General features: G+C 43.9%; 24 protein-coding genes and 1 pseudogene. 12 read left to right on the top strand and 13 right to left on the bottom strand.

Features of this window, described 5'->3' with window-relative positions; genetic code table 11:
• Window positions 1-359: 359 nt before the first annotated feature.
• The 5 genes from V7L31_RS31835 to V7L31_RS31855 form a co-directional block, all read right to left on the bottom strand.
• Complete coding sequence (locus tag V7L31_RS31835) at window positions 360-776, bottom strand: HNH endonuclease (protein WP_190964734.1); 417 nt, start codon at window positions 774-776, stop codon at window positions 360-362.
• Entirely contained in the window at window positions 773-1,135 is a 363-nt protein-coding gene (locus V7L31_RS31840; protein WP_334696529.1) for a hypothetical protein, read from the bottom strand. Before V7L31_RS31840 ends, V7L31_RS31835 begins: the two co-directional genes overlap by 4 nt.
• 67 nt (window positions 1,136-1,202) lie before the next feature.
• Window positions 1,203-1,406: a hypothetical protein gene (locus V7L31_RS31845; RefSeq protein ID WP_334699931.1), complete on the bottom strand. Its 204-nt coding sequence runs from the start codon at window positions 1,404-1,406 to the stop codon at window positions 1,203-1,205.
• 19 nt (window positions 1,407-1,425) lie between these two features.
• Window positions 1,426-1,905, bottom strand: coding sequence for an SRPBCC domain-containing protein (locus V7L31_RS31850; RefSeq protein ID WP_334699932.1), 480 nt, complete (start codon window positions 1,903-1,905; stop codon window positions 1,426-1,428).
• Between the two features lie 20 nt (window positions 1,906-1,925).
• Window positions 1,926-2,249, bottom strand: coding sequence for an ArsR/SmtB family transcription factor (locus tag V7L31_RS31855; protein ID WP_334699933.1), 324 nt, complete (start codon window positions 2,247-2,249; stop codon window positions 1,926-1,928).
• A 195-nt stretch (window positions 2,250-2,444) separates the two neighbouring features.
• Here V7L31_RS31855 and V7L31_RS31860 point away from each other — a divergent pair, with 195 nt between their 5' ends.
• The 3 genes from V7L31_RS31860 to ltrA all read left to right on the top strand — a co-directional run bounded on the left by V7L31_RS31860 (window position 2,445) and on the right by ltrA (window position 6,103).
• Window positions 2,445-2,912: a hypothetical protein gene (locus V7L31_RS31860; protein ID WP_334699934.1), complete on the top strand. Its 468-nt coding sequence runs from the start codon at window positions 2,445-2,447 to the stop codon at window positions 2,910-2,912.
• Window positions 2,913-2,914: 2 nt separating this feature from the next.
• Complete coding sequence (locus tag V7L31_RS31865; protein ID WP_334699935.1) at window positions 2,915-3,610, top strand: hypothetical protein; 696 nt, start codon at window positions 2,915-2,917, stop codon at window positions 3,608-3,610.
• A gap of 819 nt (window positions 3,611-4,429) precedes the next feature.
• Window positions 4,430-6,103: a group II intron reverse transcriptase/maturase gene (gene ltrA, locus V7L31_RS31870; protein WP_334699936.1), complete on the top strand. Its 1,674-nt coding sequence runs from the start codon at window positions 4,430-4,432 to the stop codon at window positions 6,101-6,103.
• Window positions 6,104-6,196: 93 nt separating this feature from the next.
• On the opposite strand, the gene V7L31_RS31875 is transcribed toward ltrA, so the two are convergent.
• From V7L31_RS31875 to V7L31_RS31885, 3 genes are all read right to left on the bottom strand, one after another.
• Window positions 6,197-7,036, bottom strand: coding sequence for an aldo/keto reductase (locus tag V7L31_RS31875; protein WP_334699937.1), 840 nt, complete (start codon window positions 7,034-7,036; stop codon window positions 6,197-6,199).
• Window positions 7,037-7,066: 30 nt separating this feature from the next.
• Window positions 7,067-7,630: a type 1 glutamine amidotransferase domain-containing protein gene (locus tag V7L31_RS31880; RefSeq protein WP_334699938.1), complete on the bottom strand. Its 564-nt coding sequence runs from the start codon at window positions 7,628-7,630 to the stop codon at window positions 7,067-7,069.
• A 138-nt stretch (window positions 7,631-7,768) separates the two neighbouring features.
• Entirely contained in the window at window positions 7,769-8,881 is a 1,113-nt protein-coding gene (locus tag V7L31_RS31885; RefSeq protein WP_334699939.1) for an L-dopachrome tautomerase-related protein, read from the bottom strand.
• Window positions 8,882-8,987: 106 nt separating this feature from the next.
• Here V7L31_RS31885 and V7L31_RS31890 point away from each other — a divergent pair, with 106 nt between their 5' ends.
• Window positions 8,988-9,164, top strand: coding sequence for a hypothetical protein (locus V7L31_RS31890; RefSeq protein WP_334699940.1), 177 nt, complete (start codon window positions 8,988-8,990; stop codon window positions 9,162-9,164).
• A gap of 55 nt (window positions 9,165-9,219) precedes the next feature.
• On the opposite strand, the gene V7L31_RS31895 is transcribed toward V7L31_RS31890, so the two are convergent.
• From V7L31_RS31895 to V7L31_RS31915, 5 genes are all read right to left on the bottom strand, one after another.
• Window positions 9,220-10,398 (bottom strand): zinc-dependent alcohol dehydrogenase, encoded by a 1,179-nt coding sequence (locus V7L31_RS31895; RefSeq protein WP_334699941.1) that lies wholly within the window; start codon window positions 10,396-10,398, stop codon window positions 9,220-9,222.
• A 153-nt stretch (window positions 10,399-10,551) separates the two neighbouring features.
• Window positions 10,552-11,037 carry an SRPBCC family protein gene (locus V7L31_RS31900; protein WP_334699942.1) on the bottom strand — a complete coding sequence of 162 codons (486 nt, stop codon included), beginning with the start codon at window positions 11,035-11,037 and terminating at the stop codon, window positions 10,552-10,554.
• 38 nt (window positions 11,038-11,075) lie between these two features.
• On the bottom strand, window positions 11,076-11,381 hold the full coding sequence (locus V7L31_RS31905; protein WP_442944526.1) for an SRPBCC family protein: 306 nt from the start codon (window positions 11,379-11,381) through the stop codon (window positions 11,076-11,078).
• 882 nt (window positions 11,382-12,263) lie between these two features.
• Entirely contained in the window at window positions 12,264-12,851 is a 588-nt protein-coding gene (locus V7L31_RS31910) for an HD domain-containing protein (protein WP_334699943.1), read from the bottom strand.
• A 15-nt stretch (window positions 12,852-12,866) separates the two neighbouring features.
• Window positions 12,867-14,432: a TIGR03985 family CRISPR-associated protein gene (locus tag V7L31_RS31915; RefSeq protein WP_334699944.1), complete on the bottom strand. Its 1,566-nt coding sequence runs from the start codon at window positions 14,430-14,432 to the stop codon at window positions 12,867-12,869.
• Between the two features lie 128 nt (window positions 14,433-14,560).
• Between V7L31_RS31915 and V7L31_RS31920 the strand changes: the two genes are divergently transcribed.
• The 8 genes and pseudogenes from V7L31_RS31920 to V7L31_RS31955 form a co-directional block, all read left to right on the top strand.
• The gene (locus V7L31_RS31920) at window positions 14,561-15,535 is read left to right on the top strand and encodes a CRISPR-associated protein Csx3 (protein ID WP_334699945.1); all 975 of its coding nucleotides are present in this window, start codon (window positions 14,561-14,563) and stop codon (window positions 15,533-15,535) included.
• 147 nt (window positions 15,536-15,682) lie between these two features.
• The gene (locus V7L31_RS31925) at window positions 15,683-17,392 is read left to right on the top strand and encodes a type III-B CRISPR-associated protein Cas10/Cmr2 (protein ID WP_334699946.1); all 1,710 of its coding nucleotides are present in this window, start codon (window positions 15,683-15,685) and stop codon (window positions 17,390-17,392) included.
• Window positions 17,380-18,594, top strand: a complete 1,215-nt coding sequence (locus V7L31_RS31930; RefSeq protein ID WP_334699947.1) for a type III-B CRISPR module-associated Cmr3 family protein — start codon at window positions 17,380-17,382, stop codon at window positions 18,592-18,594. The genes V7L31_RS31925 and V7L31_RS31930 overlap by 13 nt, the downstream gene beginning before the upstream one ends.
• Window positions 18,595-18,656: 62 nt before the next feature.
• A complete protein-coding gene (locus V7L31_RS31935) occupies window positions 18,657-19,466 on the top strand; it encodes an RAMP superfamily CRISPR-associated protein (RefSeq protein WP_334699948.1) in 810 nt (269 codons plus the stop codon).
• Window positions 19,466-19,861, top strand: coding sequence for a hypothetical protein (locus V7L31_RS31940; protein WP_334699949.1), 396 nt, complete (start codon window positions 19,466-19,468; stop codon window positions 19,859-19,861). The genes V7L31_RS31935 and V7L31_RS31940 overlap by 1 nt, the downstream gene beginning before the upstream one ends.
• Window positions 19,862-19,908: 47 nt before the next feature.
• On the top strand, window positions 19,909-21,594 hold the full coding sequence (locus tag V7L31_RS31945) for an RAMP superfamily protein (RefSeq protein WP_334699950.1): 1,686 nt from the start codon (window positions 19,909-19,911) through the stop codon (window positions 21,592-21,594).
• A gap of 74 nt (window positions 21,595-21,668) precedes the next feature.
• Complete coding sequence (locus V7L31_RS31950) at window positions 21,669-22,169, top strand: PH domain-containing protein (protein WP_334699951.1); 501 nt, start codon at window positions 21,669-21,671, stop codon at window positions 22,167-22,169.
• A gap of 96 nt (window positions 22,170-22,265) precedes the next feature.
• Window positions 22,266-23,267, top strand: a pseudogene (locus V7L31_RS31955) (putative CRISPR-associated protein); the annotation flags it as partial.
• Between the last annotated feature and the right edge of the window lie 190 nt (window positions 23,268-23,457).

Genomic DNA, 23,457 nt, shown 5'->3' on the forward strand with positions numbered 1-23,457 from the left:
TTACTGACAATCCAGTAACGCAACAATAATGGTTTCAGACATTGAAATACTCGGTTATGCTTCCAGATCCTGAAATCTTTTGGGTATAGTGACATGTGTGACAAGTGCTTCCTTGGTTTTCAACTTTGAGACAACTTTTAACTGTATTAGTTTTATGGCAGAAGAAATTTGCCTACGATAGTATCAGTGTTTCGCGTTCAAAGGCGGACAACTTATGACTTGTGGTTTGGACAGATTTTGTCTAAAGTCACATGTAGCACCATGTCACTGAAAGCATAATGTGAGCAACTTGCTTGCTTTATGGTTTCAAACTGGGTTGCTCAAGTTATGAGCTTGGGACATTGAGGCGATCGCCTACCTTATGGGGCGATTATTCCAGCTTGTAGTAAAAGCTGACGCTCCTCAACTCTGTCACGACGGTTTAACTGCAATAACCCAATCGTAACCCGACCTATGGGGCTTAAAGGCACAAATTCAGACCCACTCAGGCAAAAATGTTCATGCCAGATGTCTTGGCGAGGATGATACAAGGGTACGATTTTTCCGGTTTCTGGATCGACAGAGGCGAGATCACTTCCTTTGTGCTTATTGCACAGAGTACAGGATAGGGCTAAATTTTCCGCTTCAGTCCGTCCACTATGTTTTTCAGCAATGATGTGGTCAATCTCATGAGGCGCAAAGGTAGCGACATCAGGAATCAGACAATACTCACAACAAGCTTTTGCCCGTTCATAAACCTGTCTTCGGAGAGCTACAGGAATATAAGTTTTGCTCATTCTGCGTCCGCTTCTTTGATCTTCTTGAAGGCTCTAGCCTTAGCCATTCTGACAATATGCTCTAAATATTGATACCCCTGCCATTGCTGCTCTTCTATTGCGGTTAAACCTACCGTCCGATTTTTTTCTACCAGAGTGTTAATTTGAGCTTGCAGGGATTCAGAGGGACGCAGGGCAATAATGGCTTCAGCAGTGGGTAGGCTTGCCAGAAATTCTACGACTTCAGCCATACCTGAAAATCCTGACTCAGCGATCGCATTCAATTCTCGTAACCCCAACTCTAGGATTTGAGGCAGTTTGTCTGCAAAGGGTTGAAGCTGATTGACAACTTCATCAGGTAAGTCAAATGTAACTTGCATAGACGTTTGCTTTTACTACAAGGATACACTTTCTGGATTTTAGCTGACAGAATATTCCACAATTAAATCAATCGGATACCGCGTACCTTTGGTCGGCGTAGCCATCGCAATTGTCACCCATGATGCGACCGTAGCAGATCAGACAAAGCGGGTGATTCAGATGCAGGTGTAGAGGAATAAAAAAGTTCAACAATAAATAATAAAGTCCAACAATTTCTGTTAGGTGCTTTACCCTTACATTTACCTCAGCGATCGCTTTGGTAAATGTCAAGCCTACGAGCGAGTTGTAATTAATCGTTTGGTTCTAAAAGCTTGCCCAGAGCTTCAACGGACTGTCGCCAGCCGCTTTCCATGCCGCTAGCAACCATGCCGTCACGGTCTGACTGGCTCATTGCTGTGCTATGGGTATGAATCTCAGTTGTATGTTCGTCAATCGCTACAAACTCAGCTTTTTCCAGCATGACATGCCCACGTTCCGGCATCCCCAAGAATTCAAATGTCTGCACGATTCGTTTATCTAGAGCGACTTCATGAAAACAGCCAGTAAACTCATACTCGTGACCGTCTTCTGATTGTTCAGCAATGTGCCAACTGCCGCCGTCTTGACAATCGAAGTGATACACTTTCATTGGATTACCGCGACACCACCACAGGGCAAACAGTTCTTCTTTGGTATATGCTTCAAATACCCTTCCTAATGGAGCGTTAATTGTGACAGTACCCAAGATATTTTGTGAATTTTCTGGAACTGTTACTGTCAGATGTGCCATATTAGCCTCCTGCTACTTTGTTATCGATCTTCTAGTAGTTTTTCCAGAGCATCAAAGCGGGCACTCCAGATTTTTTCATACTCGCCCAGATACGCTGCGGCTACTTTGAGAGTTTTCGGCTGAATCTGAATAACTTTCTCCTTACCACTTTGACGCTTGGTAATTAGTCCGGCTTTCTCCAATACACTGATGTGCTTTGCGATCGCTGCAAAAGACATCGCATAGGGTTGTGCTAATTCGCCGATAGTATGTTCTGCTGTTGATACCCGCTTCAGAATGTCTCGCCGCGTCACATCAGCCAGAGCAGCAAAAATTTTATCAAGGGCTACATTTGATTCAACCATATAGTTGAATGATATCCAAACATACAGATCGTGTCAAGTGACAACACGGACAACTTTTACCTTCTGTCTTGGGCAAATTCTACCTGAAGTCACATACAATTTTGGGTGTTACTTCCACTGTGCTTCCAGGCGATCGCTGCGATAGGCATCGCTGCCGACTATCGTGCGATTGGTGAAGAGGAAACTGAGTAGACTATGCCGAAGCCGTTAGACCCCAAGTGTCAGCTATGTTCTAAACTACCAACAACTCAAGCCAAAGTTCTACATGGAACAGCAGGAGACGGGTGTTGGAATCCCAAAGTCTGCCACAATCGCCGCTCATTCTATCGCCACCGCTCCCAGAATAATTCAGCAGAAATTGATGCAATCGCAGTCGAACCACCAGCAACATATTTTGCAGTGCTGTATTTGTATAAAGAACCAGGGGATAAACCATTGCACGCCTTGGGCGCAGAACTCTGGCTGGGGCAACAGCCTATTTGTCGCTTAGAACCAATTCACTGCTTTGGGTTAACGGCTGGCAAGATCCGCGCCTATACAGATCAGGTGTTGCAGTCTTTTGCGAAACAATACAGTGTTTCACTATATCAATATAAGGATATGTTTGAGATTGCTTCAAGTTACTGCCCAGTGCGACCCTGCCCGTTAAACCCTGAATTGTAGCAATGACCACATACCGCCAATTAACAATCTGGGATGTGCTTGATGAGTTGTCTGAATCTCCACCAACTTCTTCCCTTGATGCTATGTGGGATTGTTTGGATGCCGAGCTAGAAAATTTACCCTTGGAGGCACAGTTATCAACCGCAGCGCTTGCCTTCAGTCAAATTGCAGATATTCTCAAGTCTCGTGCCGAAGTGCTGTTGCAAGATACTCGCGATCGCAACAGTCTTTTAGGGCCAATTGTTAGCACCGATCTTTTTGCTGGTCTAGTGCGGACAACAATGCACCTAGATTTAGATGATTTGATTGAACCGGAAACACCACAAACCTTTAAACCACACGGTCCACACCAATTTTCATATCCTACTGAGTTGGGTGATTCTGTAGCAGCACCTGTTGAAAAAGCGAATGTTTTGGCAATGCTCGATGAGGTGACAACTTTAGAAGATGTCCGCAATTTGGCATCAGATGAGGATGTCCAAAAATGGCAGAGTGCGATTGCTAAATATCTCACACAGGTCAAAGGTGAAATTTCTTTAACTCAACTCCAAGGTGGATTAAAAATGCCGATGGTAGAAGTATGGTTAGGATTATTGCTGGGTGGGTTTACATTAGAACAGCGTGGTGATTTTTATCACAACCAAAATGTCTGGGTGAAAAGGGCATCACCGTGCCAAAACGGGAAAATTGTACGCTAAGGCTAAAAGCGTTACCCAGCAAGCATCTTAGACACTCCTTTTCACAGCACCCGTGAGCGGCTGTTTCCCCTCAGTTGATTGGTGCAGAGTAGTACCAATACTCTGCACCAACAAAAAATTAACACCTCAAATCTAGACAGGCAAAGACGTTCAGCCAAAGCGCGTACGATTTTCCCGTTTTGGGTGCGACACGATGGCGCACGAAGGGCTGGAAGCCCCTATATACAAAGCTTCCAAAAGATGAGTGAGGAACCGATTCCTCCAGTCTAGTGTCCAAGGCTGTTCCTAACATTCCCATGCGCCATTGGTAACGGTGGTGTGTGAAGCGGAAAGTAAAGCTCAAGGAAGCATTTAGCCTAAAAATGTAACTGGGCAAAGGAAAGATTGGATGGGTGAATGTAAATGAATCCTTATTGAGGCATCGTAAGAAAAGGTCATCGAAAAGGCTGACACGGTGATACGAGTGAATGTACTGAATACCCCGAAACTACTCAGTCAAGGTTTGACTCATCATTTAAGTTGAACTGGGACACCAAACACTCCGGTGTAGAGAGGACACCCTACCCAATTACATCTCATCCGTGCGTAACGTAGTAACCCCAATGAAGTCTGGGATTTACCCAGTAAGCAATCCGTAAGGAAAGCCGAATTCTTCAGTGGGTCAAGGATGCTTCCAAAAGCGAATGCCACCAGCCGAAAGGCAAGGGGAATCCATAACTCGGTGGATAGGGCAGATGTCCAACCTGAAAGGGTGCTGACGGGAAGCAGGTGAGTCAACCAATATCCGTTGTAATAATTTCAAACCGAGGTGTAAGTTAGATGCAGGCAACTGTAAACCGAACCAAGGGACAGACTGATTGGAATTGTGTCAATTGGCGCAAAGCCAATCGGATTGTTCGGAATTTGAGACAGCGAATCTTTAGGGCAAAAACTGAGGGTAAACTGAAAAAGGTACGCTCTCTCCAGAAACTGATGCTACGCAGCTATTCTAATCGCCTTGTTAGCGTTAGAAAAGTGACGCAGTATAACAGAGGTCGAAACACACCAGGAATAGATAAAGTAGTAGTCAAAACGGCTACAGCCAGGGGTCAGTTAGTAGATAAATTAACTGATTACTCCCCCTGGAAATCATCACCAGCACGACGAATTTACATCCCAAAAGCTAATGGGAAGAAACGACCTTTAGGAATTCCAGTAATACAAGATCGTACCATCCAGGCAATGGTTAAAAATGCCTTAGAACCCGAATGGGAAGCAATTTTTGAAAGGTCTAGTTACGGCTTTCGTCCAGGACGTAGCCCCCATGATGCTATTGAAAGTATCTATAACCTAGCCCGACCGAATAAACGGAAGAAATGGGTCGTAGATGCAGACATTCAAGGGTGTTTTGACAACATCTCACATAATTTTCTGTTAGAGCTTTTAACAGGCTTTCCAGCCCGTGAATTAATTAAACAGTGGCTACTAGCAGGATATATGGAAACAGGTTCATGGCATCCAACAGATGCTGGTACACCACAAGGGTCTGTTGTCAGTCCGTTGTTAGCAAATATAGCTTTGCACGGTATGGAATCTGCCTTGGGAGTTAAATATAATAAAGACGGAGAACTCCGTGCATCTAGAGCTTTGGTGAGATTCGCCGATGATTTTGTGGTGTTCTGTGAAACACTTGAAGATACACAAACTGTTCTTCAAATCCTGAATGATTGGATGCAAGCCAGGGGGCTTACCCTCTCTCAGGAGAAAACCAAAATATCGCATCTCACAGAAGGGTTTGACTTTTTGGGTTTCAATATCAGGCACTACAAAGACCAAACTACTAAAACTGGATGGAAGCTGTTAATCAAACCTAGTAAAAAGTCTGTGCTAAATATTCGGAGTAAACTACGTTCTGAATGGCTTAACTGTAGAGGTAAGTCAGCAGATGCAGTCATTAAAAAGCTCAATCCGATTATTCGGGGACAAGCGAATTACTTCCGAGTTGGGGTAGCCTCCAAAATTTTCAATTCTCTTGACCATTGGTTATATGAGAAACAGAAAATGTATGCCAAACGCACTCATCGAAATAAATCTGATAGCTGGCGTCAGGCTAAATACTGGGGAAATCTAAATCTTGATAGATCATTTGACCGATGGGTTTTCGGTAATAAACAAACCGGAGCCTATATGTTGAAATTTGCTTGGTTCAAGATTGAAAGGCACATTCTTATTAAAGGTAAATCATCACCTGATGACCCCAAATTAAGGGACTACTGGATTAAGCGGCAAGAAGCTAAAACTAAATCCGAATTAATCAAAAGTAAGCAGAAGATAGCCCAAAGGCAACAATATGTCTGTCCTGTATGCGGGGAATCCCTATTAAATGATGAGGAATTACATCTTCATCATAAAAAGCCAAAATCTCAGGGTGGTGGTGACAATTACGGCAACCTACAACTCGTACATCTGTACTGCCATCAGCAAATACATTCTGGAACAATTTGTAGTTTATGACTTGCTTGAGCCGGATGCGTTGCAAGGCGCAAGTCCGGTTCTGAGGGGGCGGGATTATAGCGATATAGTCCTGCTACCCGACCACGGTGACGCCTACAGCATGGGAAGCACGCGGGGACGAGATCCGGTCGGGAAGGCTGCGTCGATTCGATCGAGTTCGGTTTGGGTCAGATTGAGTTCCCCGGCTCCCGCGTTTTCAGAGGCGTGTTCGGGGTTGGATGCTTTGGGGATTGCGAAGAGCGAGGAATGCCGCACCAGAAATCGGAGCGCGACTTGGCGAGGGGTGGCGTTATGGGCGGCGGCGATTTCCTGTAGTACGCGACCTGCGGTTGTGCGCGATCTGGGAAAATCCCCATGACCGAACGGGCTATATGCGACTACGGCGACCCCATGCTTCTCACACCAGGGGATCACAGCGTGTTCGATCGCTCTCTCTCTCAAATGGTAAAGGACTTGATTGCAGACGAGAGAACCCTCGCCAGCGATCTTCTGGACTGCTTCAAGGTCAGGCACATCGAAGTTGCTCACGCCCCAGCAGAGAATTTTCCCCTCGTGCTGAAGCTGCTCGAAGGCAGTGATCGTCTCCTCCAGTGGGTGTTGACCGCGCCAGTGCAACAGATAAGAGTCCAGCCGATCGGTATGAAGTCGAGCGAGCGATTTCTCGCAGGCTATGATCGTCCCTCTCCGAGAAGCATTTCCAGGAAGAACCTTGGAAACCAGGAAAACCCGATCGCGTCGTCCAGCGATCGCCTCTGCGACCACCTCCTCGGCGCTGCCGTACATCTGTGCCGTGTCGATGTGGGTCATACCGAGATCGAGTCCTTGGCGCAAAGCGGCGATCGCAGAGGCGCGGTCACCGTTGTCGATGTACCAGGTTCCTTGGCCAATCGCTGCCACCTCGCGCTGCGTGGAACCAAATCGATGCTGTTCCATACCTGTCCTCCTGATTAACGCTCCGAGTCCTCACATCATCTGCCGTACCTGCCCTGCATGGCTGAACAGCTCGATCATTTCCCGGTTGAAGGCTGGGATGTCGTCTGGCTTGCGGCTCGACACGAGGTTGTTATCAACTACAACTTCCCGATCTACCCACTGGGCACCTGCGTTCTGAAGATCGGTCTTGAGTGACGGCCACGAGGTGAGCCGCCGTCCACGCACCACATCTGCCTCGATCAGAGTCCAAGGTCCGTGGCAGATCACCGCTACCGGCTTGTCAGTATCGAAGAAGGACTTTATAAACTCGATCGCCTTAGCGTTAGTCCGAAGTTGATCTGGATTGGCAACACCACCGGGAAGCAGGAGGGCATCATAGTCGGATGGATTTACTCGATCGAGGGGGACATCTACCGGGAAAAAATCCCCTTTGTCATAATGGTTCCAGCCCTGAACGCGATCGCTCTTAGGTGAAATGATGTGGGTTTGAGCACCTGCTGACTCAAGGGCAAGCTTTGGTTGAGCCATTTCAACTTGCTCAAAGCCATCTGTAACCAGAATGGCAACTTTCTTATTTGTGAGATCTTCTGTCATCTCTACCTCCTCAAGTATTGGCTAGACTTGGTTTTTTCGTGTTCTTGTAGGGTTTTAGGCAGCTTCACCTGGCTTGAGCACAACTTTGATACAGTTGTCTTTTTTGTGCTTGTTGTGCAACCCTTGCGTTTTCGAGCCTCACCGCAGTAGAACAGGTTGAGCGTCGATGCGAACGCGAAAGAGCGTATACGGCTTTTGGCGCAAGTCCTTTGCCTTTTGGTATTTCGCCTGACGATGCAACTGATTTGCTGTGACGTAGAGGTATCCATCTGCCGCAACGGACATCGTATCGGGCCACAGAAGGCGGGGGTCGTGTACTACCGTTTCCCACTCTCCACCAGAACGGCGACGCAGAATCGCATTATGCTCGTAGTTCGTCGAGTAAATATACCCTGCCGCGTCTGTTTCGAGTCCATCGGAAGCACCGCCCCTGTCTCCTTCATCGATTACGGTTGCAGCAACGGCACTTTCGTCAATCGAGCGATCCACGAGTGCATCAATGGCAACACTGTAGAGCCGTCGGCTAGCAAGCGGACAATAGTACAGGCGTGACCCGTCTGCACTAATGGCAATCCCGTCTGACCCCATTTTGATTGGCTTGGTCTTCCCGTCCGGCTGACGTTCCAACAACGGACGACCCTCAACGATTGGGCGGAAACTTGATAGCGCCTCAGCCTTTGTAGATGGATGATCGTGCAGCTTGCGCCAGCTCTCGCCTGATACCAAATCTACTACAATAATTCCGTTTGCTCCTTGGTCAGACGAATCCGTAATGAATGCCATGCCTTCGGTACCGCGCCGCAGGTCGAAGCGGACATCGTTCACGTAGGTGGTAGGCAGGGCAACATCTTGGGGAAAAAGGATTGTTTTGATAACGCGATCGCTCGTCAAATCCACACAGACGAGCTTCGGTCCACCATACTGCGTCGGCTGGAACATCGGACTACCCGTGTCGAGAATCCATAGGCGATCAGCCGGATCGACAACCACACTTTGCACAGACACCAGCGTCCCAGCGAGGTCATTTGGGTCTGTACGATTGATTGCCTCGTCAGGGTAAGCCACAGGACGACCTTCCCGGATTTCCGCCACGGTGAATGCGACCTCATCACCCCACTTCGGAAAATTGACGAAGATGCGCCCCTGATGTGACACTGTCACCCCGGTTAGCATTGCGCCGTCAAAGTGAGCAACTGTCTCCAGTGTGCCTAACGACTCATCGGTGGGTAACTTCTGCAACTGACTAACCATTTTTCTATGTCTCCTCTAAACGTCGGCTGTATGAATCTCGATTCCGTCTGCTCCACGCTCGTTTGCCCTGGCTTGCTTCTCCCTTGCGGCCAGCTACATAGCAACATTGTGTGAGCTTGCTGTTCTAATTTCAGCCCTCTCAGTCCAGGATGAGCCACGCTTCTGGCAAACCGTCATCGTTTTCATCGCTGTGCTGGTGATCTATGCATTATTGCTCGCAGGCTATACGTATCTGGGCGATCGCTTTCGGATAGGCAGTCCAGCAATCCTCCAACCTGCTTAGATAGGAGCGATTAAACTACCAGTGATAGCAATTCTAAAGTTGCCTCACTTGAATTTCAGGCACTCTGACCTGGCTTGAGTACGATCTTGATGCAGTGATCCTTTTTGTGCTTAAAGATCTCGTAACCATGCGGGGCTTGCTCTAGCGGTAAGCGGTGGGTAATCACAAACGAAGGATCGATATCGCCCTTCTGAATGTGCTCCAGTAGCGGGGTAAAATACCTGTGAACGTGGGTCTGTCCCGTTTTCATGGTCAAGGCTTTGTTCATAAAAGCCCCCATTGGAATCTTGTCTACAAAACCACCAAAAACACCAGGAACGGACACAGTACCACCTTTACGACAGGCAAGGATCGCCTGCCGCAAAGCAGGGGGACGATCCGTTTCTAAACGGACTGCTTGTTTCGCTTTGTCGTATAGTCCCTCCAGTCCCATACCGTGGGCTTCCATCCCCACTGCATCCATCACGGCATCAGGGCCACGACCTCCCGTCATCTCTTTGAGGGCTTCCCCAACATCAACCTGTTCAAAATTGAGGACTTCTGCCCCACCGTCTTTTGCCATCTGGAGGCGTTCAGGCACACGGTCGATCGCAATTACCCGTTCTGCCCCAAGTAAAAACGCACTACGAATCGCAAATTGAGCAACCGGGCCACAACCCCAGATTGCCACAACATGACCGGGTTTGATATCGCAGTTTTCTGCTGCCATATATCCAGTTGGAAAGATATCCGAAAGGAACAGCACTTGTTCGTCCGTCAACCCGTTGGGAATCTTGCATAGACCGACATCAGCATGAGGAACGCGGGCATATTCTGCTTGACCGCCTGCATAGCCTCCTAACATATGGGAGTAGCCAAAAATGCCTGAGGGTGAATGTCCCATCAAAGCTTCTGCCATAAAGGCATTGGGGTTAGTGTTATCACACAGAGATGTTAGCGTTTGTTTGCAGAAGAAGCAGTGACCACAGGCGATGGGAAATGGATTGACGACCCGATCGCCAACCTTAATTCGCTTAACTTCACTGCCGACCTCAACGACTTCTCCCATGAATTCATGCCCTAGAATATCACCCTGCTCCATCGTTGGAATGAATCCATCGTAGAGGTGTAAATCAGAACCACAAATTGCAGTGGATGTAATTCTGATCACGGCATCTCCGGGATTAATAATTTTGGGATCGGGGACCGTTTTGACTTCCACCTTGTTAGCACCTTGCCAGCAAACTGCTTTCATTGTTTTTCCCTCTTTCTGAGTAATTGTTTTGTGAATTGAGAATGGAGTTAGCGGTAAACCATTACGCTGATTGAAAAATTGAAATATTATATTGATGCAGAGTTTCGGGCTGTGACTGCATCACTCAAAATCTTTTATTTGATTGAACTCTGCTTAGCTTCGTCGTCCTGATGGCTGACCTTCATTAGTGGCAATTTCACCTGTCTCCATCAGCATTTTGAAGCGGGCAAGATCGTCTCCAATTTGCTGTTTTGGATTTTCACCAAACAGCTTGGCAATCGCATCTCCAACGACTCCAGCAGGCGCATCATAGGTTGTGATGACTTTTACCTCAGTCCCTCGATCGCCAGGAGCAGGTTGAAAGTGAACCGAACCAGAGTTCGCAATATCTGCCCCTTCCACTGAAGTCCAGGCAATCACTTGATTCGGACGATCTTCAGTGATTCTGGCATCCCATTCAACGCTGTTGCCCATCGGTGCGCTAGTAACCCAGTGCGATTGCCCATCGTCATAGACATTCACACTTTTAAGATGCCTGGTAAAGCGTGGTAAGTTTTTTAAGTTGTGCCAGAAGCGGTAAAGATCTTCTGCGGATTTTTCAATGGTTACAGTTCTTTCGACTTTGATAGGTTGAGCCATCTCAATGTCCTCATTTGTGAGTGGACTGAATCTGTTCATCAAACAATTACCAATGCTTCAATTTCAGGATCTGCACCTTCAACCGAAGCCCAAGCAATCAATTCGTTTTCCCGATCTTCAATGATGTCTGCATTCCATTCAACACTTCCACCTAACACCCCACTGGTCGTCCAGTGCGATCGCGTAGCGTGTCCGGAGGACTCTCGCTTATTATTGTGTACTTTTACGTCTTTGAGATGCTTCATGAAGCGCGGCAAGTTCCCAAAGTTATGCCAAAAGCGGTAGAGTTCCTCTACTGGTTTGTTAATCGTTACCGTCTTTTCAACTTTAATTGGTTGGCTCATGTCTATTGTCTCCCGTGCTTGCTGTATGGTGCTTTGTTTATCGCAGTTTGGACAAACAAATTTGTCCAAACTCTAATACTAGGAGCGGAGAACAGTGTAGGATAAAATCTTATTAGCGAAAGGTATGTAGAAGTCTCTTGAAAATATTTACCCTTCGTATCAGCCTTCTAGACTACTAAAAAAATTAACTACTACAAATCAACACCTGAACCTTAAAGCTTTCAATTAAACATAACCTCTAACTAAAGAATGAGATTGGTGTTAAGTTAGTTAGTTCTCGCTTGTATCTTGGCGTAATGCTAGGGAAGTTGTCACCTATTGCAATCTAGACATTCAAACATAATTACAACATTTGTCGCCCTTGAGGTGGGAGCATATCAATCTTACTGGCGATTATGTTTGGAATTTGAAACAAGCGACCTGTTTTGACAAGTTGCGTCCTTTGCGGATTAAGGAAAATAAGTATCGATGAAATGCTTATGTGATATAGGTTTCAGCCTTAGCGTACAATTTTCCCGTTTTGGCACGGTGATGCCTAAAGCTCTCCTTCCTACTACCAATAACAATACATTCGCCATAGAGGAAAGTCCGCGAACGCTTACCGCTTTCATAGACCGAGTTAATTGTTGCATTGTTGCATTAAGAATCAAGTTTACTTTTGCTGTTGTCACTGAAAGGATAAGTTGAGCAATTTGCTCGGTTTATGTATTTCAAGACAGGTTGCTCAATTTATGGGTTCTTATCAGATGTTGGTGATGATGAAAGGTTACGCACTTTAAGGCAGGAGACAGAAGCTTTTAAAACGTTTATCTTATCCGGGCGTGGGATTTGTGAGTGAACTAAAGAAGGAACAACGCTGTTGCTTGATTTTTATCCCTATTCTTAAGTAAGTTGCTCTAAGAGTCTAATTACTCTCTCTAATTCATTACTCAAAAAACTTGGCCCAGTTTTTTGATACACAGCTAATAAACTACGATAGTACCAAAGTGTTCCCTCCTTACCACCTTTGAATTTCTTCCAAACAGCTTCTTTGTCTCGATAGCAATCGGCTAAAATTGAACGCGCATTGTGCAATTTATCAGCTTGGGAAACTCGCCTCACTTCAGGAGAAGCATAGCACATTCGCTCTATATATTGTTGTTTACGTTCCTTCCAAGGAGGTTTGGGGATAACTTCTGATTCAGTACACCCATCAACAATATTAACTACTTTTTCTCCAAATTTTTGACGAATTTCTTCACGAGTTTTTGCACCACCTTGATCTTCAATAGCATCATGGAGTAGAGCAGCGATCGCTTCATCTTCCGAGCCACCATCTTCTAAAACTAATGCTGCTACACTCAACAAGTGACTAACATAAGGAATATCACTACCTTTTCTTACTTGAGTAGCATGAAGTTTAGTTGCATAAACTAACGCTGACTCAAAGCGGGAAGTTAAATTGGGTTTTTCTAACGTGTTTGAACTCATCGATTTTTCCTTCGGTTATTTGTGTTGACTTGATTTGTGATAAAGTTTCCAAGTTTCTTGGATATCCTTTGCCATGCGTGAGCGTAATTCTCCAGGTAATAACACCTCTACCATCGGTCCCCAGGCTCGCAATCGCATCATGACAGTATTATCAATAATATTGCTCTCATCTATACGATAATCAGCTGTATAGTAAGCGTATGGATAGTCGAAATTATTAATATCTTCAGGTAAGTCTTGAAAAATTTCTTTGAGGAGTTCTTTCTCTTGTTCGTTAGGTTTATACTCTCGAATAAATTGAAGAAATTCCTGTTTATCGTTAAGAAACCTAAAAGTTTCATGGCGAAAACTATTTCTGATATAATTTTGGGAAAAATCTTGGTTGAAACGTATCAACATTTTGCGGCTTTCTCGGTAAAAATCTAGACCCCAAGCTGCCGATATTTTCTGAAGAATATACTCTGGTTCATTGAGTTGATTGGTGTCATGAAGCTGGCGTAATTCGGCTGGAATACTTGGATTTAGCCAATCTAATTCTCTTAATTCTTGAACCCGATCTAATCGATAATTATGCCAGTTAATAGTCCTTTTATTTTTCAGAGTTTGACCAAAAGCACAAAGATAGGTCGCACGCTGAAAATAATAGATACAGACTGGATAAACTATTCGGGATGCTTCTCTAGATAAGCTGGCGCTATCGTAAAGAATTTGAATAGGATTTACAGGCATTTTTTCCCAGATTATTTTCAGTTCATCTTTCCATTTCCCTACCCGGTCAATTCCATCTTTGGAAACAACATATTCAACGTGCATAAAAAATCGTTGAGTTCCATTGATGGGTTGAAAATAAGTATCAGAAATTTCTGTAAAGTCAACTTGAGGAATAAAATGACTGGGTAAAACAGAGTTTTTACAGCTTGATATAGAAGGAAATATTTGAACTTTGCAGTAATGGTGAGTCAGAATTTCACCTGCTTGATTTTTCTGTGGTTCTAACCAACCCAATTCTACTAAAGTAGCAAAATCATTCTCCTGTAAATTTCTGCGTGTTATGGCAAACAATCGACCATTAGGAAATGGCTCGGCATATTTTTTCCGCTGACTGTTGTTGCTACTAGGATTTGGGAATTGATTCTTCGGTTTATTATTCTCAATCTCTGGATTTTTACCAGTAGCTAAGAAAACTTCTAAATCTTCTGGTTTCATGGGATAAACTTGTAAAAACGACTGCACCCATTCTGGTTTTGGCAGTGTTAATTCTGAGTCAAATAACCAATAGGCTAAAGATTTCGCACAAGGACAATCAGGATCGTGAAAGGGAGGTTTTTGATCTCGCCCATTGTGATAAACTTTATCGTCGAAGGAGAGTTTTTTCGTTTCGGTAAAAAACTCTTTGTACCAGTCTTCATAACTAAAGCTATCACTTAAACTCTTTCTAACGACATCATTATCTTGACCGTAAAGCGATCGCAAAATTACCCACAACCGTACCGCTTTCGGGAGGTGTTGTTTCAAATTATTGCCCTGAGCCAAAATCTGCAACAGTTCAACTGTCGGAGGATAATCAAACTGGGGACGCATATAACCCTCACTTGCTCTTGAATCGTTAACAACTCCAATTTATCCCAATATGGAAAACCCCTTTTCCCTGTCTATGCGATAGTGAAACTGTTCCTTAACAGACATAATCATCTATGCACAGCTACCAAATGAAACTAGAAGGCGAGGTCTTACGAGTTGGATTCAATCGAGTTTTCCCTGCTGGGGGCGATCGCATTGTCCACGACGCTTTGGAACTGTTAGAACAGATGATTGATTCTGGACAAATTCCCGGAGGGAAATGCATCCTAATTGACGGGCCACAATCTGTCCCTGTTGCTTATGTTCTCTCCCATAAGCTAGCTCACTTGTATGAAGTAGTCGCCGTTCTCGACCCCAAAATTGGTAGAAAAATTGACACCCCAAGTGGCGCACTAAGATACAAAAATTACATAGTAACCATTTCTCATGGCTCTTCAAAATATAAAGTGGGGGATTTGATTGAAACACAAGAAGCACAACCGGAGCGATCCATCGTCAAAGTGGTGTTATGTGGTCCCCCACAATCGGGAAAATCTTGTTTGCGAGAAGGCTTAAAAATGGCGATTTTGAGCAACTTGGCTGGACCTTATCCCTATGTGATTACCGCTTGTCCAGACGGGGAAGGGTCGTGGTATCAAAAAACTTATGAAGAAAACCAGGGGTTAGCCGATGAGATGAAACGTTACCTGAAATTTGAAGTTACCCCAGAATTTGCAGATAAAACAGCCCAGTCGGTTAAGAGTACGAACCAGTTAATTAACATTATTGATGTTGGCGGTAAAATCTCACCTGAAAACGAGAAAATTATGAAGCCAGCTACCCACGCAGTTATCTTATCAGGAGATAGCAGTAAGTTTACTGAGTGGGAAAAATTTTGTCAGAAGCTAGAATTGACGGTTATTGCTAAGATTCACAGTCAGTTAGATGCGGTTGAAGACGAGGTATTCTTCGCTGATGACTGGAAGGAAAAAGCCAACGAATTATTAAAGACAACCCCGTTGCTAACTGGTAGTGTGCATAGATTGAAGCGCGGAGAAAACGTATCAGATCGTCCGATGGTACAAGCGTTGGGTGATCTATTGATTCATTTGACGAAATGTTAAATATTAAGACATGCTGAATGCTGCTTTCAGTGTGACAAAGATGACTCGTTTAGGAAGTATTATTTTGTAATCTTTGTCTGAGCTTGCTTGCAATTTCCCATACCATAAATATGATTGTTCGGTCTTTTCAACTGGAATACCCTGTCTATGACGAACCAAATTTACACTGCAATCACGTTTGCACCCGTTCAAGGATTTATTGAGAAATCCCGTAAATTGCGTGACTTATATGGGAGTTCTTATCTGCTTTCCTATTTGTCGTGGGTTATTTGTAATGATGCAGAAAGCAAGCGTTGTGAAGTCATTTCTCCAGCTTCGCCAAACGTGACTCAGGGAATGCCCAACCAGATAATAATTAAGGGGGATTATAAAAAAAAGGATGCCGAAACTGCTTTTAATACAGCTTGGAAATGCGTAACACACACCTGTCGGGAGTGGATTGAAAAAGAGATTAATGATGGATGGGAATATAAATTTTGGAAAAGAGATTGGGGATTGTGGACAAGGTATGGTTGGGAGTTCTTTTGGGTTCAAGGTGATCCAGTTGAAAGCGATTTAGGTAAAGGTATTAACGATGTTCGCCAACGCTTGAATGAGGAAAAACGCAGTCGTGCTTGGACTGGAATTAACTGGCAAGGTGAGAGTTCTACACTTTCCGGTGCAGATGGTATTGCTTATCCAAGACTGAGTTTTGACTTCAACAGATGCGACGAACAAGTAGAAAAAGCATACGAACCCAAGAAATACAATTACCAGGTCGAAAAAACTACTGTTAAAAAGTTTTACGAACAGCTGAGTGAGAAATTAGGGGAAAGTTTTATCGATCCAGATGAACAATTGAGTATTCCTGAATTAATCAAGCGGTTAATTACCCATGAAGTAATTACAGAAAAGCTCAAGCAGTCTTTAGAGAAGAATTTCTCAAATGTTACTCAACTAATTGAGCAACTAAAAAAGCTATCAAAAGACCTTAATCCCCGTTCATTTAAGTATTTAAGCCGACAGGATGAAGAAAAATATTGGACATGCTGGTTTCAAGGAGATGGTGATAAAGCTGGAGATTACCTCAGAAAATATCCCGAAAAAACCACCGAATTTAGCAAAATGATGCGGGAATGGGGTGAAAAATTTCAAAACCAAAATAAGTCACCTTTTTGTCGTGTGATTTATGCAGGTGGTGATGATTTTTTGGGTGTCTTTTATGACGTAAAAGAAGGAAGAGAACTCAAATCAAACTATTGCGTTAGTCAGTTTTCTAAATTTAAATCCGAGATTTGGAATCAGCCAGGAAAAGAAGCAAAACCGATTACTGCTAGCGTTGGTTTTGTCTGGACTGCACCTGGTATCCCACAACGCGATGTATTGCAACATTGCCGGGAAGCGGAGAAATCTGCAAAAAGTAACGGACGCGATCGCATTGCCTTCCGCGTTCTATTTAACAACGGTAATCACTTAGAATGGGTTTGCCCTTGGTGGCTTTTAGAAGCAGGGCTGCTTTCGACTTATAGCGATCGCGAAGGCAATCCAAAAAAAGAAGAACAAAACTGGACGCACATATACAATGATGTCGCCATTTTAGAATCGCGTCATGCATTTGATGAAAAAAGCACAAAGATAGCTTTAGCTCTGTTAGAGGTCTATTTTTCAAAGCCTATAGTAGACCTCATCCAAAACGACAACAACTGGCTACATGAAAATAATGCAGATTTAACAGTTGTTAGAGCCGGAATTTTGGGCGATCGCAAGAGTTACTACAAAGATGATATCAATGAAATAGATGATACCAAAGTCAACAAAGCACTGAACGACTGGATTATTAACCTTGCCAAAGTGGGCTTTCAGCTATGTCAACAATAGAAGCGTCGAATTCTCCCGCACAATCATCAGATTCTCCTCCTCGGTTCAAATATTTGATCGTAATTGAACCTTTGGGTTTTCTCTACGGTAGTGCAGGAAAATTTCTCTCTCCAGAAAATTTAGTGGGGCGATCGGGTAGCAGTTTTCCTCCTAGTGCTGCAACCTTATCAGGTTTATTTGCAGCCTCCTACAAAGATGCAGAAATTCGTGATTTACTTTTAGCTGGCCCTTTCTGGGCTGTGACAGATGAGTTGCAGGAAGCTGAGCAAAATTTTTATGTCCCGACTCCGCATAATTTTTTAGTCAAAAATGGCAAAATCGTACACAAATTAATCTGCAAAAAATATTTAGATCAGGAGAAGAAGGAATTCTATAGTTGGCGAGATGGAGATCAGCAACCTCCGAATGACAAATTTGAAAGTAATACTTGGTTAGCCATCAATCAGTGGCATGAACCCAAAGAAGTGAAAAAAGCACCTTGGAGGTTTTTACCCCACTTACACCCCCGCTTAGAACTAGATGAACGGCGTGTTGTCAGACAAAACAATGACCAACAAACACAACGAGGTAGCTTGTTTTTGGAGAACTCAGTCCAGATGGAACCCGGCACTTGCTTGGTTTACTTTTCTAACACCAAACTTGAACCTGGCTGGTATCGTTTTGGCGGTGAAGGACACATGGTCGATGTTAGCTGTATTGACTTAGCTCAAAATATCATAACTTTGCTCAATCGCACGATTGAAAAGAGTTTTGCCCTAATTACCCCGGCAATTTGGGGTTCTAATCGCCTATCTTACCGAGAACCTATTTATCTGCAAAAAGGCGATAAGGAGAAATACTCTCAACCCGATCCAGAAAGCAATGAGCAAAAAGTTTGGTCACTAGCAGCCCTTTTAACTGAGCGCCCCATACCCTTTCGTTACCGCTTGGGAAATCGTGAAAATCAGCAGTCCCAAGAACAACAGCAGGAAACCGACAACAATCAACAGCATTCTCAACCGCCAAAGCTCTTGTCTCGTGGACGTTATGTGGTGACTGCGGGTAGCGTCTACGTCGTGAAAGAGCCAATAAATCAATCTTGGCAAGAATGGCCTGATGACTGGTTTCCGAAAGAAGGCCCATCCCTTAAACGCTGGGGATGTGGGTTAGCGCTACCTTTACCAAGTGCGATGGGCTACCCCCCAAAGGAGGCGATCGCTTAACCTTTCTGTCTCTGCATCTCTGCGTAAACTTTCATCTCAACATCAATCATGGAGTATTGTAAATGTACCATAAAGCTTACGGTATCATAGAAACCTTGGCTCCCCTGCATGTCGGAGCCAGTGCAGGAGAAGAAACTGGCAATCTTAACTTAATCTTCCGCGATCAATTTACCCAGACGGGGATTATTCCCGGCAGTTCAATTCGGGGTAGGTTTAGAGCAGATATGCGATCGCACGAAGTAGGAACAGAAAGAAAATGGTATGGACATGAAGCCGTATCAGGAGAGGAAAACACAACAACCGAAGCAGTGGTCAAGTTTGAGTATGCTTCTTTAGTATGGCTACCTGTTTTCTGTCCCGGTCAACCCATTGTTTGGGTTACTTGTCCTTTGCTGCTCAAACGTTACAAGCAAATTACTCAAATCTCCGCAAGTCTGCCCAAACCTTATACTGCACCCAAAAATTTACAGGGTCGTCAAGTTGAGACTAACCGTAAAGTTCTGTTTTTTAACCTGGGCTTTATCGAAATCGATCATGAGGAAGACCTCTCGGCTTGGATACCAACTGGATCTAATTTGAATCCAGACAACTTAGTTGTAGTTGGGAACAATGATATTGCCATACTGCACGATATGGCTCTTTACCGTCAAAGCCGCGTGAAACTCTCAGACACTGAAAAGAAAGTAGATGGTGGTGCATTCTTTAACGTGGAAGCTTTACCCGAAGGAAGTGTTTTGGTATTTCCTGTGGCGTTGAAAGAAGCAGGCTGGAAACCATTTGGTAATGATGCCTCTGATGAACTTTATTTTGGTGGACTGGAATCCATTGGATTTGGTCGTTGTCAGGTTACTTTAGGGGGAGCGTATCAGTAATGGCTTGGAAATCTTACGAATTAGATCGGGAAGCTCAAAAATTAGTCCTAGCTGCCAAACAGCGAGATGAGAAATCCCTCAACCAATCCTATAAAATGCGGATGGCTGTTGCCTACGGGCTAGAACGTTTTTGGGGAGAACACTTGCGTCTTGTAGCTAAAGAACGCGAAAAATCTCTGTACTGGAAAGAAACCTGGGATGCTTTAGTCACAATTATGGCGAAGGCGGGAGTCGAAATTCCCAACGATCCTGTGAAGGTAGACAATACTAGCGAGATTCAAAAAATGTCCGATAGACTCTGGAAATTGGACATAGCCGATCAACGGGTGGCGCTAGCAGTTCTGACGCAACTGTGTGACTGTATTGTTTGGTGGACGCAACGGTATAAAGGGTGATGAGCGGGGATCATTAATTTTGAATTTTGAATTTGGAGCGAAGCGACGTGACTGTAATTCCAGATCCAGCGAAGAAAGTCCCGATGATGTTTCGGGCACAGATTAATGGACGTTGCCAAATCCAGCGCCTTGTTCCTGGTGCCCCAGAACAAGATGCCACACGTTGGGCTGATGAATGGGTAGACAAGGCTTATCCAAATCTTCCCGAACTTAGTTCTGAAGTCCAAACGCGTACATATACTTTGACTTGGCGATTTATTACTAATAGCGGTCAGGATGACGGTGTAATTCGCCCAGCTATTGGCGCAAGAGGCTGGCCGTTCTATCCAGGCAGCAGTATGAAGGGGATTTTTCGGCGTGCCTGTACCAAAGAACAGGCAGAACTCTATTGTGGGAAGTCTTTACCTGGTGGAGACTGGCAACCAGGGATTCTCCGCTTTCATGGTGGTTATCCTACTGATACTGCCTGGACTGAAAATTTAGTAGACATCGTTCATCCGCAGCAGAATTGGCAAGTGAAGACTGGGAACAGAGATTCAGGTGCTTTTATCCAAATTTCTCTGTATAAACCAGAACTAAGATTTGGAATTTCCAGTAATCAAGATGTGGATTGGCAGATAATCTGGAGCATTTGGGAAAAAGCACTTTCCACAGGCATTGGTTGTCGTGTCTGTGCTGGTTACGGACAACCACAGCAACACACGGGTAATATTCTTTATCGCGGGCAAATCAAAGGTCAGGGACAGGCTGCCAAGCTAATTGACGGAACAGGAGAGTTTCGTGCTAATGTCTTTCGAGCTGCTTTGCGGGGTCATGCTTTGCGGATTTTTGGTGGATTGACGAATGCAGAGACGGCAGATCGAATTGTGAATCATCTGTTTGGTAGCGTCCAAGGCAAGGGGAATATTGGATTATTAGGTATGAGTTTTCGGGATTCTGATCTGGAAATGGGAACCTTTGGCAGAGGTTCTTATGCCCAGCCTACTTACGAAATTGAAGGAGAGTTATTTTGGTTACTGGCTGGTAAACTAGCTAATTCCCAACATGAAGAAGTTTTGAAGAAATTGGTGGCAGATTTAACCCGTTTCGCAATGCTTTTGGGTGGTTTTGGCAAATCTTGGCGACGGGCAGATCATCGCCTATTTTATGAGGAATACTCCGACAATGATTACAAGCCGCTAATTGGCTGTCACTGGCAATGGTTAGGGGAGCGATCGCTCATGAGAGATGTGCAGGTGCGTAAACTAGAGCAGGTGAGTGAGTTTATCGATAAAGTGCAGCAAACTGCCCAAGAGTGGATGCAGCTTCAAGGCATAACTCCCAATCCTCAACAAAAAGCTTCTTGGCGCGAGGCATGGCATCCAAATACGGTGCAAGTCTGGGGTCGCCAAGCCAGTGAAAAAGAAGACTCTGAAGCTATATTTTGGCTGCATGGCCCGTACCAAGAGGCAATTTCCAGAGTGAAGCCAGAAGGTTCAATCTACCGTTCGTCAATTACCGGGCAAATGGGACGAATCGGTAGACTCTGGCATCGAATGTACCCTCTTGTTCGCTTGGTGAGAGATCCAAAAAATCCCAACAAACCAATTCCTAAATCTACTCCCGGATATTTAGAGCTTCTGACACTATTTCCTGATGATTCTCATGAATCAACACAGTTTCTAGATTTTCTCAATTCTCAACAAAATCGACCAAAAGGTTTTCAGCAACTTTGGCCGCGATCGCCTTCTTAAACATTTGGGAAATCTCTGTTTCCACTGCTATGTCATACTCCAATTGCAATCAGAAATAGTAATCGGGAGCAGAGATGATGAAGAAAATCAACAAAACAACCATCACTTCACAAGCAGCAGAGTCGGGAATTTTAAACTTTCATCCCTCTCTAGTCCAAATATTAGTTGAGAATTTTCTCTTACATCTGCTGCTAATTTTTCTATTTTGGACGATTCTACCTCTGCCTTATTTTTATTGGAAATATATTCAGATTCGCTCCACAAATTATATTTTAACTACCCAAAGGTTAATTACTAAATCTGGTGTTTTTTGGAAGGAAGTCAATTTTATTGAACTTTATCGAGTGCTGGATATTCAGGTAGAAAGAGGACCGCTATACCAATTGTTAGATTTTGGGAGAACCTGCTTAGGTAGGAAACCACTTTTATTAGGAGATATTCGGGTATTTTCTAGTGATTATTCTCATCCAAAGCTTTTTCTCTATACTATTCCTAACGCTCTAGAAGTTGCTGAAAAGATTAGAAAAGCCTTCAATGATGATAAAGATATCAAACGAGTCATTCGTCGAGATTAAAATAAAGGGATAAATCCCTTCTGCCTTCAGCAAGAACTGCCCTCTGCCTTTCTTGATAAAATATCTCTTATCTTCACCCTACTTTCCTTTCATATCATGCGCCAAGTTATTATCTCTACCATTGGTACCAGTTTATTAACCAATCAAATCAACCGAGCTAATCCTGACGAAAAAGATTGGTATTCCCGCTTGCGAGATACAGCAAATCTAAATGAAGAGAAAACACCAGAGGATGTCAAGCAGATTATTGCAATCCTCAAACAAAGAGCCGACGAACAACTTTTAGGTGCTAAAATCTCCCAGATTCGTCGTGCTAGTGCAGAATTGAATGGAATTTATGGCATTTATCAAGATAATTTAAGTCAGGGAAAAGAAGATATTCATTTTCTTGTTGCTACTGATACAGCCCAAGGTAAAACTACTGCTAAAATTGTTGAGGATTTTCTCAGAAAACAAGGATTAAATAATACTAGTACCTTTGCTCCTCGTGGGCTTTCTACTGCTAGTACTGAAGCTTTTTCTCTGGGAATTGATGCGTTAATTGTTTGGTTACAAGATATCATACCACAATTGAAACGGGATCAATACAAAATTTATTTTGATTTGGTTGGTAGTTTCAAGAGTTTACAAGGTTATCTCAATACCATTGGGATGTTTTATGCTGATGAAATAATTTATATCTTTGAAGGGGAAAAATCTGATTTAATTACTATCCCACGCTTACCTATAGCTGTAGATATTTCCTTAATTAAACCTTATGCACGTCAACTAGCATTATTGGATGCTGGCGCTGGACTTTCTGCAAGTGAAACACTCGGAATTCCCGAAGCTATGGTTGCAGAAGTTGATGATCAAATGACACTTTCGACTTGGGGACAGCTAATTTGGAATCAGTGTAAAGATGATTTACTCTCAGAAAATTTACTTTCTTTCTTCAATTTAGAATATCAAGATTCCTTTGAAGCTGACTACAAAAAGCTCAAGGAGAAGCAACCAAGGGTAAAGTTACAAGAAACTTTAGCTAAAGTTTCTTATCTCTTAGAAGATTCTGATGGTGATACTGCTATTCTCAAAAAGCATGGGGGATTGCAGTATGATAACCCACATTCCGCACCCAGAACTGTCACACCCCAAAGAAACGAATCTATTTAGTACATCCGAACTAATGATTGAGAAAATTGACTAGAATTTATGTAAGGATTCAGGTCTAAACGAGAGGAATTAAAGAAGGGGTCTGCACAGAAGAGTTAACCATCGCTTTGATAGCTTGGTCAAAAAACTCAATTAC

This window comes from Nostoc sp. (assembly GCF_036916655.1).
Taxonomy (GTDB): domain Bacteria; phylum Cyanobacteriota; class Cyanobacteriia; order Cyanobacteriales; family Nostocaceae; genus Nostoc.

What these genes read in the sequence shown, in the direction of transcription:
- V7L31_RS31935 (WP_334699948.1), top strand. Translation starts at nt 18,657, where the DNA reads ATGTACCATAAAGCTTACGGTATCATAGAAACCTTGGCTCCCCTGCAT.
- V7L31_RS31930 (WP_334699947.1), top strand. Translation starts at nt 17,380, where the DNA reads ATGTCAACAATAGAAGCGTCGAATTCTCCCGCACAATCATCAGATTCT.
- V7L31_RS31895 (WP_334699941.1), bottom strand. Translation starts at nt 10,398, where the DNA reads ATGAAAGCAGTTTGCTGGCAAGGTGCTAACAAGGTGGAAGTCAAAACG.
- V7L31_RS31885 (WP_334699939.1), bottom strand. Translation starts at nt 8,881, where the DNA reads ATGGTTAGTCAGTTGCAGAAGTTACCCACCGATGAGTCGTTAGGCACA.
- V7L31_RS31905 (WP_442944526.1), bottom strand. Translation starts at nt 11,381, where the DNA reads ATGAGCCAACCAATTAAAGTTGAAAAGACGGTAACGATTAACAAACCA.
- V7L31_RS31925 (WP_334699946.1), top strand. Translation starts at nt 15,683, where the DNA reads ATGACGAACCAAATTTACACTGCAATCACGTTTGCACCCGTTCAAGGA.
- V7L31_RS31835 (WP_190964734.1), bottom strand. Translation starts at nt 776, where the DNA reads ATGAGCAAAACTTATATTCCTGTAGCTCTCCGAAGACAGGTTTATGAA.
- V7L31_RS31855 (WP_334699933.1), bottom strand. Translation starts at nt 2,249, where the DNA reads ATGGTTGAATCAAATGTAGCCCTTGATAAAATTTTTGCTGCTCTGGCT.
- V7L31_RS31850 (WP_334699932.1), bottom strand. Translation starts at nt 1,905, where the DNA reads ATGGCACATCTGACAGTAACAGTTCCAGAAAATTCACAAAATATCTTG.
- V7L31_RS31950 (WP_334699951.1), top strand. Translation starts at nt 21,669, where the DNA reads ATGATGAAGAAAATCAACAAAACAACCATCACTTCACAAGCAGCAGAG.
- V7L31_RS31840 (WP_334696529.1), bottom strand. Translation starts at nt 1,135, where the DNA reads ATGCAAGTTACATTTGACTTACCTGATGAAGTTGTCAATCAGCTTCAA.
- V7L31_RS31915 (WP_334699944.1), bottom strand. Translation starts at nt 14,432, where the DNA reads ATGCGTCCCCAGTTTGATTATCCTCCGACAGTTGAACTGTTGCAGATT.
- V7L31_RS31940 (WP_334699949.1), top strand. Translation starts at nt 19,466, where the DNA reads ATGGCTTGGAAATCTTACGAATTAGATCGGGAAGCTCAAAAATTAGTC.
- V7L31_RS31900 (WP_334699942.1), bottom strand. Translation starts at nt 11,037, where the DNA reads ATGGCTCAACCTATCAAAGTCGAAAGAACTGTAACCATTGAAAAATCC.
- V7L31_RS31920 (WP_334699945.1), top strand. Translation starts at nt 14,561, where the DNA reads ATGAAACTAGAAGGCGAGGTCTTACGAGTTGGATTCAATCGAGTTTTC.
- V7L31_RS31910 (WP_334699943.1), bottom strand. Translation starts at nt 12,851, where the DNA reads ATGAGTTCAAACACGTTAGAAAAACCCAATTTAACTTCCCGCTTTGAG.
- ltrA (WP_334699936.1), top strand. Translation starts at nt 4,430, where the DNA reads ATGCAGGCAACTGTAAACCGAACCAAGGGACAGACTGATTGGAATTGT.
- V7L31_RS31880 (WP_334699938.1), bottom strand. Translation starts at nt 7,630, where the DNA reads ATGACAGAAGATCTCACAAATAAGAAAGTTGCCATTCTGGTTACAGAT.
- V7L31_RS31860 (WP_334699934.1), top strand. Translation starts at nt 2,445, where the DNA reads ATGCCGAAGCCGTTAGACCCCAAGTGTCAGCTATGTTCTAAACTACCA.
- V7L31_RS31875 (WP_334699937.1), bottom strand. Translation starts at nt 7,036, where the DNA reads ATGGAACAGCATCGATTTGGTTCCACGCAGCGCGAGGTGGCAGCGATT.
- V7L31_RS31865 (WP_334699935.1), top strand. Translation starts at nt 2,915, where the DNA reads ATGACCACATACCGCCAATTAACAATCTGGGATGTGCTTGATGAGTTG.